The organism is Pseudomonas sp. FP1740, assembly GCF_030687165.1.
In the GTDB taxonomy this organism is placed as follows: Bacteria; Pseudomonadota; Gammaproteobacteria; order Pseudomonadales; family Pseudomonadaceae; genus Aquipseudomonas.
The window spans coordinates 3,703,164-3,715,561 of the sequence record NZ_CP117461.1 but is presented as its reverse complement, the minus strand read 5'-3'; the positions used below and the strand labels follow the sequence as shown (position 1 = coordinate 3,715,561).

5 protein-coding genes and 1 tRNA gene are annotated in these 12,398 nt (G+C 61.7%); 1 reads left to right on the top strand and 5 read right to left on the bottom strand.

The features are described 5' to 3' along the window. Window positions 1–245: 245 nt before the first annotated feature. The 4 genes from PSH69_RS16695 to PSH69_RS16680 form a co-directional block, all read right to left on the bottom strand. Window positions 246–4,439: a DUF5801 repeats-in-toxin domain-containing protein gene (locus PSH69_RS16695; protein WP_305412840.1), complete on the bottom strand. Its 4,194-nt coding sequence runs from the start codon at window positions 4,437–4,439 to the stop codon at window positions 246–248. Window positions 4,440–4,778: 339 nt separating this feature from the next. Continuing rightward, entirely contained in the window at window positions 4,779–6,755 is a 1,977-nt protein-coding gene (locus tag PSH69_RS16690) for a metallophosphoesterase (protein WP_305409131.1), read from the bottom strand. Between the two features lie 157 nt (window positions 6,756–6,912). Beyond that, the gene (locus PSH69_RS16685; protein WP_305409130.1) at window positions 6,913–8,652 is read right to left on the bottom strand and encodes a dipeptidase; all 1,740 of its coding nucleotides are present in this window, start codon (window positions 8,650–8,652) and stop codon (window positions 6,913–6,915) included. Between the two features lie 154 nt (window positions 8,653–8,806). Next, window positions 8,807–9,919 (bottom strand): CapA family protein, encoded by a 1,113-nt coding sequence (locus PSH69_RS16680; protein WP_305409129.1) that lies wholly within the window; start codon window positions 9,917–9,919, stop codon window positions 8,807–8,809. Window positions 9,920–10,143: 224 nt separating this feature from the next. Here PSH69_RS16680 and PSH69_RS16675 point away from each other — a divergent pair. After that, window positions 10,144–10,218: transfer RNA gene (locus tag PSH69_RS16675), tRNA-Gln, on the top strand. A 170-nt stretch (window positions 10,219–10,388) separates the two neighbouring features. Here the strand turns inward: PSH69_RS16675 and PSH69_RS16670 are convergent. Beyond that, window positions 10,389–12,386, bottom strand: coding sequence for a U32 family peptidase (locus PSH69_RS16670; RefSeq protein WP_018928889.1), 1,998 nt, complete (start codon window positions 12,384–12,386; stop codon window positions 10,389–10,391). Window positions 12,387–12,398 lie beyond the last annotated feature (12 nt).

Genomic DNA, 12,398 nt, shown 5'->3' with positions numbered 1-12,398 from the left:
TCTCCAGAGCAATTGCGGTCATCGAGGCCTGACCGTTGACCTTGAGACGCAACTATGGAGAAGCGTCGGGGGGGGCGCATCGGCCGATACTCCCAGACGGGGTGGGAGTTTCAGACTAGTCGTCCTCGTCAGTGGCCTACCGCGTAACGTGTATGTACCCGCGGCGTTCAAGCCTTGTGGTGGAACGGCAAAAAAATGCGAGGGTGGTCTGCACCACCCTCGCATCCCTTTACGCACGCGCTGCCTCAGGCGCTGCCATGGACAATGTCGGTACTCAGCAGATCGACCCCGACCAAGGTGATGGTGGTGATTTGTCCGCCCGTTTCGGCAACTGTCACGACGCTGTCTGCGCCACTGTTGTCGATCGACTGCACAACGGAGCCCTGGTCGCCGTTGAGCACCAGCGTGTCGCGCAGACCTGCGCTCGCATCGAAGCCGGTGATCTGGTATTTGTTTTGGATGAATGACAAATCGACGTTGAAGGCATCCCGCTCACCGGCCGTGCCCACCAGCGTGAAGTCGAAGGTGGTGCCCAGGTCGTTGGCGAACAGGTTGGCGTCAAACGCACTCGTCGCCGAGTCCCCATCCTTGTCCGTCAGCGTCGCATTGAATGCCAGCTTGATATCGCTGGCCAGGCTTTCGGTCGGCTTAATGAACTCGATCACCGGGATCTTGACATCGCCTCGGCCCATCGTGAGCTGAACCGCGTCGATCAACTTCGTGCCCTGCTGCTGAACGAGGAAGGACACTTGTCCGCCGGCCTCCGGTGTCACGGTGTTCACCTCGGTGAGGTTCGAGAACGTGCCATCCTCGTAGTAGATCCGGTAGTACAGGTCCTCGGTCGCCGTGTTGTACCCCCCCACGGAGTTGTCGATGAAGATCTTCATGCCTGCCAGCAGGCTTTCCGGATTGATCACGAAACTTTCATCGGCGGCGCTGATGGCCACCAGGTTGTCTCCCTGGAGAAGGTTATTGCCGACGCCGATGCCGGACGTGCTGACGTTCATGGCTGCCGGGTCGATGTACGACGGGAGCGGGCTGGTCTGTAGCTGGGCTTCGGTGGGGTCGGGTTTCCCGAGCCCGATACCGCTCAGGATGTCCCCGGTCGACGCCGTTGCCTTCGCGGAAAAGAACACAATCTCCTCGGAGGGCGAAGGAATCGTCGGCGGATTCTGCGGTGGGATCAACAACGTGCGCACGGGGTCCGGGCCACCGGCACTGAGCGAGCCGTCGGCACTGCTGAGCACGATCTGCGAACTGAAGCCTTGCACCAGGTCCAGTGTATAGGTGCCATTGCTATAGGCGGTCAGCGTGTAGTCGACGCTGGTATTTGCGGTGGAGGCGTTGTTGTCGAAGTCGCCGGTCAACGTGCCTGCGAAGTGGTACGCGCCGTTGGCGTCCGGTGAGGGCGACTGCTCGGTGAGCGTGCCGGTGCCGGTGGTGGTCGTGTTGTCTGGCCGGACGAGGGTGAACTGGTTATTCACCAACGAAATATCCAGCCCGGTTGCCCCCAGCCCGTCGGCTCCGGCGGAATTATCCCAGTACCCCTGTTGTGGAAGGATGCTACCGGTGCCGATGAGGTTGCCGAAGGCGAGTGTAGGGCCGTCGTCCTCGAATACCAGGTTTTGCCCGATATTGAGGGTCGCCTGGGCGCTGTCGCCGTCTCCATCGGTCTTGGTCGCTATCAGCGTCACCAGGTTGTCCGCCGACAGCGTTTTCGAATCATCCGGATTGGTCGCGTCGGGATGCACCACGGCGCGGAGTTGGTCGAGGGTGACGTCGCCATTGGCGGCGACGCTGACCGTGAACACCAGCAGGTTGCTGGTGGCCGTACGGCCTTCCACCACGCCGCCGTTGAGCGACAGGTTGACTGCCTGGCCGCTGGCCGTGTCGGTCAGCCCGGAGGCCCCCACCACCACGCCCAGCGCATAGGTCAGCGTGCCCGCACCATCGGCACCAAACGCCGAGGTGAAGTTGGCGGCAAAGCTCTTGGTATCGTTGGTCGCCAGCACCGTCTCATCCACCGTCAACGTCGGTTCGGTGCCGGTGGTGCTGATGCTCGGTCCGTCGTCCTTGAACACCAGGTTCTGCCCGATGTTGAGGGTCGACTGGGCGCTGTCGCCGTCCTTGTCGGTGATGGTTGCCGTCAGCGTTACCAGGTTGTCCGCCGTTAGGGTCTTCGAATCGTCGGGGTTGGTCGTGTCGGGATGCACCACGGCACGGATCTGGTCGAGAGTGACCTCGCCGTTGGCAGCCACGCTGGCGGTGAACACCAGCAGATTGGTGGTGGCCGTGCGGCCTTCGACCACGCCGCCGTTGAGTGACAGGTTGACTGCCTCACCGGTGGCCGTGTCGGTCAGCCCGGAGGCACCTACCACCACACCCAGCGCATAGGTCAACGTGCCAGCCCCATCAGCGCCAAACGCCGAGCTGAAGTTAGACGCAAAGCTCTGGGTGTCGTTGGTCGCCAGCACCGTTTCGTCCACCGTCAGCGTCGGCTCCGTGCCGGTGGTGCTGATGCTGGGCCCGTCATCCTTGAACACCAGGTTCTGCCCAATGTTGAGCGTGGCATGGGCGCTGTCGCCGTCCCCGTCGGTCTTGGTCGCCGTCAGCGTCACCAGAGTATCCGAGGTCAGCGTTTTCGAATCATCCGGATTGGTGGCATCGGGATGCACCACGGCGCGGATCTGGTCGAGGGTGACGTCGCCATTGGCGGCGACGCTGACCGTGAATACCAGCAGGTTGGTGGTGGCCGTGCGGCCTTCCACCACGGCGCCATTGAGCGACAGGTTGACGGCCTCACCGGTGGCCGTGTCGGTCAGCCCGGAGCCTCCCGCCACCACGCCCAGCGCATAGGTCAGCGTGCCGGCCCCGTCAGCGCCAAACGCCGAGCTGAAGTTGGCGGCAAAGCTCTTGGTATCGTTGGTCGCCAGTACCGTTTCGTCGACCGTCAGCGTCGGCTCCGTGCCAGTAGTGCTGATGCTCGGCCCATCATCCTCGAAGATCATCTTGGAGCCGATTTCGGCGGTTGACGTGCTGGACTGCAGCACCTTGAAGCCGCCAATGTCGAAGTCAGCATGCGTCTTGTCGCCGTTCTTGTCGGTCAGCAACCCGGCGTTCTCGATCATCACGCGGTTGTGGTCGGTCGCCGTGCTGTAGGTGATCTGCGAGTCGGTCGGAACGCCGGTGATCAGCACCGTGCCGTCGGCGTTGTAGGTGATGACGGCGCCGCTGACGGTGGCGCCCGCGAACGTCTTGACGGTGACACTGCCGTTGATGATCGCGACCTTTTCGGTGCTGTCGTTGGCGTAGCTGTTGACGAAGTTGACACCGCTCTGCGACCCGCTGACGTTGTCGGCGTTCTTGACGGCGGTGAGCAAGAGCTTCGCAGTCGTGCCGCCCGTCTCCTGCACGACCTTGAAGGTCGCGGAGCGGGCGCCGAAGTACTGGGTGAAGTCGATGTTCGCTTCGACACCCGCTTCGCCGGGGCTCAGGTTGGGGACTGTGAAGTCCGCCTTGGCACCGGTGACGAAGCTGAAGCGCAGGCCTTCCTGTTCGGTGATCGCCTGGTTGTTGGTGCCCAGGGTTGTGCTGCCGCCGCCCTGGCTGCTGTTGACCGTGTCGGCGCTGGTGATGGCAGCACTGCTTGCCGACTGATCCAGCGGATCCCTGCCGGTGACGATGATCGAGACACCGGGAATCCGGCCGTTCGCATCGGCCGTCGCACCCACAGTGGTAAACATCAGGAACAATTGCTGGCCCGACGGCGCATTGTCCAGACTGAACTCTGTGTCCTGACTGGTTCCGATGAACACCTTATTCAGCAGATTGAGCGCATCGTCGGGGTTGCTGGCGTCCGGGTGCTTGAGCGGTTGGTACTCCACGGTCCAGATTTTGCCGCCCGAGACCGGCGATCCGGTCTCTTCGATATAGGCCGCGAACACGATTGCGCCGCTTGCGCTTCCGGCTCGGCCCACAAGGATGTTGTCGTTCGTATCGGTATAGAGAAGGATGCTGGTGCCATCGAGGGTATCCAGTCCGCTGTCCACACCATTAAGCGGTGCGCCGGTGCTGTCGACGAAGCTGATATTGGTAATGGTTGCTCCGGGGTCAGCGCTGACGCTGAACGCATTGCTGCCGGTATTGCCCACGGCGCCGGTATAGCCACTCAAGGCCGCACCCATTGCGGTACCTGCCCCCAGTGCGGTCAAACGGGTAGAGAAAGTCGAGGGCAGGGACGCCAGCAGAATGTCGTTGTCGTCAGCGTCTCCCGCGGGGCTTGGCGTGGCGGTGAGGTTTTGTAGCCCGGCCGTTTCGTCCAGCGTAACGCTCGCGCCGGAGGCCACAACGCTTAGAGCGTTGACCACTGAGTCGAGGGTCGGAATGTTTAGGAGGGTCGGATCGCCCGTTAGCGATGAATTTTGCTCGCCGATAGCCATGACTTTCTCCAGAGCAATTGCGGTCATCGAGGCCTGACCGTTGACCTTTGGCCGCAACTATGGAGAAGCGCCGGGGAATGCGCATCGTCCGAAACTCCCACACCGGGTGGGAGTTTCAGACTACTTGGGAGGGGAAAAGGGGAGGAGGGCGCGAAGGAGCAGCGTCGTATATTGCGATTGTGAATGAGGGCATGACGTCGGGGTTCTAAGGCCGCCCGGGCCGTTAACCGCGAACGCCTCGAGCTGAGTTTGAGTCAGCTCGGGCGGGCGGGTTTATTCGGGTCGTCTGGACAGCCAGCGTCATTCAAATCTAACCCTTGTTCGTTGAGGCCGGCGAGCTCATGAGGGGATTCCTCCACGCCGAATCACGATGGGCGGCTCGATCAGCCGTAGTTCGAGCTCACCCGAGGCCGGCACGAAGCGCGGGCCAGTGCTTTCAGGCGTTGCCCGCAACCTCCAGGTGCGCTGCACCTTCGCCAGTTTGGCGACTCCCGACGCCACGGACCAGCGCCGGCAGACCTTCTCTAGTTTGAGCGGGTAAAGGGTGAGTTGGTCGCCGTTGAAGTGCATGCGCAGGAAGCATTTGTGGTCGGCGATGCGTTGCGAGGAAAAAACCACTTCGCTATGCAGCCCCCATAAAGTGTTGGCCATGACCATCCAGGCACCGAATAGCAGGCCTCCCAAACTACCGCCGAGCACCAGTGTCCCCACCAGGAACAACAAGACCTGGAGCAGGTTTTCTACCTCGAACTGCAAGTAGTGGATGTTGATACGGCCCATGAGCCACAGCAGCCCGATCGCCAGTCCCAGATGAAGCAACCCGTGAACGGCCCCGACGCCATAGGCAAGCTTTCGGGTGCGTTTGACTCCGGCGGCTGAGAGCACTGCGCAGCCCAGCACAATGGTCACGGCAAACATCACCGAAGAAGGACTGTGTGCCAGGACCAGGACCAACTGTCGCCATACCTCGCGCAGGTTGGGAATAGATACTTCGAGGCCAGACAATACCTCGACCAGGCTGCGATTATCGCGCGCCGGATGGGGCACCTTGCTGGCGCTTTCTACCATCCAGTCGAACAGCAAGTACAAGATCGCCAGCATGCCGCAGAACGAGAGGTTGTGGGTGGGTAGCCGCCATGCCCGATTACGCAGTTGTTCGGAGGTTTTTTTGTCCGGGTAGGTTGCCGCCAGCTCGTAGTGCTGCGGCGTTCCGCCGACGCTGATCGGCTCGGGCGGATCTGGAAGCTGATGAGTGCCATGTAGGAAGGCGCCACCGCCTCCGCAGGTGATGCGTTGCGGTGCCTGGCTGCCGGCTTTTGGCTGGTAGCGCGCGTAGTGGTGCGAGTCTCCGGCCAGGACCACCGCCAAGTGGTCACCCAAGAGCTGTTCGATCTCGCGCAGACTGCTGAAGCGCAAGGTCTGGGTCTCGATCGAGGGCAGGGTCTTGCGCCCCACGCGTGCGAGTCGTTCGGCCTCATCCACCCAGCTCGGCTCGGGTGTACAGAGGATCACGCGGTCGCCTGGCTGCAGTTTGGCGCGCATCTCTTCGAAGTACTGCTTCTGCTGGCGGTCGATCATCGACTCCAATTGCAGGTCCAGGCCCCAGATCCACCAGCCATTGGGCAGCTGCAGCACGTAGTAACTGGTGTGTTGACGGGTTTCCCAGCCGCCGATGGGCTTCTGCTCGCAAAACAGTTGAGAGAAACCGCGCAGGCCGTCATACCAATCATGGTTGCCGGGCGTCGCCACCATCCACGGTGCACCTGGCTGCGGCACGGGCTGGTCCTGCTCATTCGGGCGTACCTTGGGGACCGGCGCGGGGAAGGCGGCGCGGAAGGGATCGAGGAAGCGGGTGCGATAGCCGGATTGGGCCGGTGTGGGATAGACCTGATCGCCGCCGAGCAGCAGCACGTCGCCGCGCGGCAGCGTGAGCTCCGGCAACTTGACATCCTGGCTGACGCACAACGCCATGGAATAGGTGGAGTCCCAGCCATCGCCGGTATCCGCCAGATAGTCGATCCACACGTCACCGTCGGCAGCCACCTCAATGGGTGGGTTAGAGTCCCGGGGGTTGAGCATGGCCAGTACATCGCGTGGGTCCGCGAAGGCACCCATGGTGGTGGCCGCGGCCGATTGCATGCCCGTGCGCATGAGCTGAAACGGGCCTAGCCAATTGACCATCGACTCCTGGGTGTAAAGCTCGATGCGGCTATTGGTCGTAGAAGATTGGGGGGTGTGGGTCATGGCGAGGAGCGCAGAGTGCCCCTCTTCAAAGTGTCCCTCTCCAGGGCGGAACTCAATCGATTGCTCCTTCATCGCCTAGCCTCCATTGCTGTAAAGAGTCCGGGTACATCAGGTGGGGTTTGACTTCTTGTCGGTTGATTCAGAATAGGTCAGTTATGCGATAGCCGCCGGTTCATGGCTAGACGATCAAAACGATGGACCCGCCAGAATGGCGGGTCCGGAAGGGGGATCAGAGTGTCGGCAACTGCCCGATGCGACCCATCATCTCGGTCACGATCTGCAGGTCCAGCAGGAACTGGTCGACGGTCTTGAATTCGTTGTCGTTGTGGCCGGTGTACTTGAGCTCGGGCCTGGCCAAACCGAACTGCACGCCGTTGGGCAGCTCATGGACCGAAGTGGCGCCGGCTGAGGTACCGAACTTGTGTTCCATGCCAAGGTTTTCGCTGGCCACCGCCAACAGCGCCTTGACCCATTCACCTTCTGGGTTGCGGTACATCGGCTCGGCGATCTTGTAGTCGAAGGCCACTGCAATGTGAGTCTTCTTGCTCCAGGCACCCAGCTTTTCGGCGATTTCAGCCTTGAGCGCTTCCGGGGACTTGCCCTTCGGCACGCGCAGGTTGACCGCAAGCTTGAAGGCTTTTTCATCGATCCCGACATAGGTCAGGGAGGTGGTCAGCGGCCCCATGAAGGCATCGGAAAAACCGACCCCCAACTTGCCGCCCAGGTAGTCCAGCCCCCAGTTGTCGACGGCGTAGCGGGCGGCGTCGGTAATGTGGTTGTGCTTGAGCGCGACCTTGCCGTCGAGGCTGTTGATGAAGCCCAGCATCCGTGCCACCGGGTTGATGCCTGACTCGGGCTCGGAGGAGTGGGCAGAAACACCGGTGACCGTGAGCTTGACGTCCTTGCCGACGACCTTGGCGGTCACCTCGAAGTTGCCGCCATTGCGCTTGGCATAATCGCTACCTGCCTTCTGCAGACTGGCGGCCAGTTCGGCGGGCTTGTCAGTCACAAGAGTGGCGACCGACGTCGACGGAATCTGGTTGGTTGCCAGGCCGCCCGTCATTGAGATGATTTCGGCACCCTTGCCCTGAGCGTTGCGCCGGGCAAAGTTCGCCATGACGGTGCCGTAGCCTTTCTCGGCAATCACCACCGGGTAGCCACCATCCAGCGCCAGGTTGTAGTTGGGTGTCGGGTTGTGTTCGAAGTAGTAGGGGATGGCGTCGCCGGTGGTTTCCTCGGTGGTGTCTACCAGCAGCTTGAAGTGGCGAGCCAGCGGCAGCTTCTCTTCCTTGATGATCTTCATGGCGTAGAGCGCAACCACGATGCCGTTCTTGTCATCTTCGGTGCCTCGGCCATACATACGGTCGCCGACCAGGGTGACCTTGAACGGATCGAGGCGGGTGCCGTCTTTCAGAACCCAGTTCTCCGGCGTCACGGGCACCACATCGGCGTGCGCGTGAATGCCCACGATTTCGTCGCCAGCCCCTTCGAGGGAGATTTCATAGACGCGGTTGTCGATATTGCGAAAGTTCAGGTCGAAGGCCTGGGCAAGGCCCTTGAGCTTGTCGCCGATCTTGATGAATTCAGGGTTCTCGTGCTGGGCCACGCCGTCCACGCGGAAGGTCGGGATGGCCACCAGTTCGCGCAGGGTCTCGGTGGCCGCGTTGCCGTACTTCACTCGTGCATAGAGGCCAAGCAGTCGATGGATCTCGTTCTGTTGTTCAGCGGAAAGGGGCTTATTGCCCTGGAAAGCACTGATTGCCGGGCCGAGATTGCCGGTTTTGGCAAGCTCGCTCTTGGCCAGGCGTTCCAGGAATTGCCTGAAATCCGTGACCGATGCATCGCTGAAGGTCTTGAGGATGGTTGCGCTCTGTTGCGGGGTAATGTTGGCGTGCGCTGAGGTGGTGAACGACGAAAGGCTGGCCAGCATCAGGGTTGTCGCGGCCAGGTGCTTGAGTGAGAAATCCATTGCTGGGGACATTCCTTTGCAGGTGGTTGGTAGGAAATATCTGATTGATTAGTCAGAAACTTTTCCAAACTAACACCAAGAGGGAGTAGTACGGGAGTACCTGAAGTGCGATCTGTCGCACAGAAATGCAAAAGCGACGCAGAAATGAAAAAGCCTACCAATGCAACTCGAAGGCATTTTGCGCGCCCGGCTGGAGGCTGCTGCCCAAGCGTTTGCACTCGCGAGAAAGGGTGTCGTGCAGCCATTGACGGTCATCCCCTTCGGCGCGACAGAGGCGAAAGCGCTGCAGGCGAGTGGGTATCAGCTCCAGCGTCTGCAGGCGTCCGTCCGGGGCCAGCGAGACAAAGTACAGAAGCCCCAGGTCGCCGCGATAATCTGCGTGGCCCTCGATGCCTTCGTAATCGTTCAGCAGATCCCCGCAGCCATAGAGAATCAGGCGCTCGCGGTACACTTCGATGCCCTTGACGTGGTGCGAGGAGTGGCCGTGCACCACGTCAACTCCGGCCTCATCGATCAGGGCATGGGCGAACCGGACCTGCTCCTGCGGGATCTCGAACCCCCAGTTGCCGCCCCAATGAATGGAGGCCAGCACCCGATCCCCCGGATTTTTGTACTGGAGAATCCGTTCGGCCACAGGGCGCAGGCTTTGCATCGACAGATCTTCCAGCCGCGCGACGCCCGCGCGGCTATCCGTGGCGGCCCACTGCGGTGGAATGCCGCTGTCGGGAGCGCCGAGGCCAAACACCAGCAAGCGCCGCCCGTCAGGCTGCGCCAGCACGGCGGGCGCTTCGGCGGATTGCCGGTTGTGCCCGGCGCCGGCACTGCACATGTCGTTGTTCGTCAGGGTGGCCAGCGTATCGGCCAGGCCAGGCGCGCCCCAGTCCAGCACATGGTTGTTGGACAGCACGCAGCAGTCGATGCCGGCGGCACTGATGGCCGGGAAGTTCTCCGGGCTCATGCGGTAATTGATGCCCTTTGGCTCCGGTCGTCCGCGGCGGGACACCGCCGTTTCCAGGTTGATGATGCGTGCGTGTGGCTGGCGAAGTTCGAACTCATCCAGCGCAATGCCCCAGATATAGGTGAAATCGACCGGGCGGGGAATCGGGCCATTGCGTCGTTCTGCCAACCGGACGTAATCGCCGGCTTTCTTGACGTAGTCTTCGTAAAGCCGTGGATCGCCAGGATGCGGCAGCACTGCGTCGATGCCTCGGGCGGTCATGACATCGCCGGTGAGAAACAGCTTCAGCGTATCGGTAACGGCTGCCATGGCACCCTCCGGATATCCCGAATAGCCTGGTTCAACAGTAAATGTCTGTTTTAAAACAAATTAGTTTGTTTTTGGGCTTCCCAGACGCCGCGAAAGTTGATAAATTTCCGCGCGTTCTTGCAGAGGCCCTTACGGGGCTTGCAGCGTAGGGACGCAGCAGCTCGATATTGCTCGCAAGCTGCGCATTCAGAAAGAGAGTGCCAGGCACTCGTCGCAACAGCTACAGGGGCGTCGCCAAGCGGTAAGGCAGCAGGTTTTGATCCTGCCATGCGTTGGTTCGAATCCAGCCGCCCCTGCCATTTTCCTTACACTCATCCAGTCATGACTCAGTCGGCAGTATTGCGCGAGTCCAGGATGGTCGTGTTTACGAGAAACGCCAGTGCCGATCCGGCCTGGCGTTTTTTGTATCGGTTAAATACCCCTCCTAACACAGCGAGCGCGACGCCGTGGCGGCGCGCTCGCCCGTCACTCAGTGGGGCGCGCGAGGGATGGTCTTGAGCAGGTCTTCAGGGCTGATGTGCCCGACAACCTGCTGCACGCTGCCCGGTTGCGGCAGACCAAGGATGTGCCCCTTCATCTTGCCGATCACGTGCATCTCGCAAGGCTTGCAGTCGAACTTCAGTGTCAGCACTTCGTCACCGTGCACCAGCTGCATCGGTGCGACCTTGGTGCGCACGCCGGTGACGCCTTTGGCCTGCTTGGGGCAGAGGTTGAAGGAGAAACGCAGGCAGTGCTTGGTGATCATCACCGGCACCTCGCCGGTCTCCTCGTGAGCCTCATAGGCCGCGTCGATCAGCTTGACGCCGTGACGGTGATAGAAGTCGCGGGCTTTCTGGTTGTAGACGTTGGCCAGGAACGACAGGTGGGACTCCGGGTACACCGGTGGCGGATTGGTCTCGGCCTTGCGACCACCCCGTGGGTGGGCTTCGATGCGGGCCGCGGTCAGCGCTTCGATGACTTCGCGGCGCAAGGCCTTGAGCTGCGAGTTCGGGATGAAATACGCCTGCGGTGCATCCAGCTTGATATCCGTGGCGTGGTATTGCGTGGTGCCCAACTGGCCGAGCAAGTCGTGCAGTTGCTCCAGGGCCTGTTCCGGCTTGTTGGCCAGGCCGAATGGACCGTCCAGGGCGACATTGGCGCTGACACCTTCCTCGCTGGTGGCGGTCAGTTCGAGGCGATCCTCACGCAGGCGAGCGACCCAGGCCAGACCCACCCGGCGCTCGGCGGAGGTCTTGAGCAGGGCTTGCTGCCAGTTGTGGTCGAGGTTGCGGCTCAGCGGGTGATTCGGCCGCAACTGGTGCAGCCCCTTCGGCATTTCGTTGGGCTCGACACGGTAGCGGTAGCGCTTTTCACCGTCTTCTTCGAACTCGCCCTTGGGCTCGGCGATGTTGGTACGCCAGCCCACCACCTCGCGCTTGACCAGCACATTGAGGCCGTCGCCGTTGGACAGCGGTTCGTGGGTGACCACCAGCAGGTCGCGCTTGCCGACTTTCTCCACCACGCCCACCGGCAGGCCGGTGAAGGTCGGCGAGTCGAAGGCGCCGATGTCGATCTTGCGCTCGCTGACGAAGTAGTCGGTGCTGCCACGATGGAAAGTCTTGTCCGGATCGGGCAGGAAGAAGTGCGCGGTGCGGCCGCTGGAAGCGCGAGCCAGGTCCGGACGGTCTTCGAGGACGTCGTCCAGGCGCTGGCGATAGTAGGCGGTGATGTTCTTCACATAGCCCATGTCCTTGTAGCGCCCCTCGATCTTGAACGAGCGTACGCCGGCTTCCACCAGCGCGCGGATGTTGGCGCTCTGGTTGTTGTCCTTCATCGACAGCAGGTGTTTTTCGTAGGCGATCACACCGCCTTTTTCGTCCTTGAGGGTGTACGGCAGGCGGCAGGCCTGGGAGCAGTCGCCACGGTTGGCGCTACGGCCGGTCTGCGCATGGGAGATGTTGCACTGGCCGGAGAACGCCACGCACAGCGCGCCATGGATGAAAAACTCGATGGCCGCGTCGGTCTCGTCGGCAATCGCGCGGATCTCCTGGAGGTTCAGCTCGCGGGCCAGTACCAGTTGCGAGAAACCAGCCTGATCGAGGAACTTCGCCCGCGCCAGGGTGCGGATGTCGGTCTGGGTGCTGGCGTGCAGCTCGATCGGCGGAATGTCCAGCTCCATCACGCCCAGATCCTGGACGATCAGCGCATCGACGCCGGCGTCGTACAACTGGTGGATCAGCTTGCGCGCCGGCTCCAGCTCGTTGTCATGCAGGATTGTGTTGATGGTGGTGAACACCCGCGCGTGATAGCGACGGGCGAATTCCACCAATTGGGCGATATCGCTCACCTCGTTACAGGCGTTGTGGCGGGCGCCGAAGCTCGGGCCGCCGATGTACACCGCGTCGGCGCCATGCAGGATGGCCTCGCGGGCGATGGCCACGTCACGGGCGGGGCTGAGCAATTCCAGGTGATGCTTGGGTAGGGACATGTTTTTTTAGTC

What these genes read in the sequence shown, in the direction of transcription:
- PSH69_RS16680 (WP_305409129.1), bottom strand. Translation starts at nt 9,919, where the DNA reads ATGGCAGCCGTTACCGATACGCTGAAGCTGTTTCTCACCGGCGATGTC.
- PSH69_RS16685 (WP_305409130.1), bottom strand. Translation starts at nt 8,652, where the DNA reads ATGGATTTCTCACTCAAGCACCTGGCCGCGACAACCCTGATGCTGGCC.
- PSH69_RS16690 (WP_305409131.1), bottom strand. Translation starts at nt 6,755, where the DNA reads ATGAAGGAGCAATCGATTGAGTTCCGCCCTGGAGAGGGACACTTTGAA.
- PSH69_RS16695 (WP_305412840.1), bottom strand. Translation starts at nt 4,439, where the DNA reads ATGGCTATCGGCGAGCAAAATTCATCGCTAACGGGCGATCCGACCCTC.
- PSH69_RS16670 (WP_018928889.1), bottom strand. Translation starts at nt 12,386, where the DNA reads ATGTCCCTACCCAAGCATCACCTGGAATTGCTCAGCCCCGCCCGTGAC.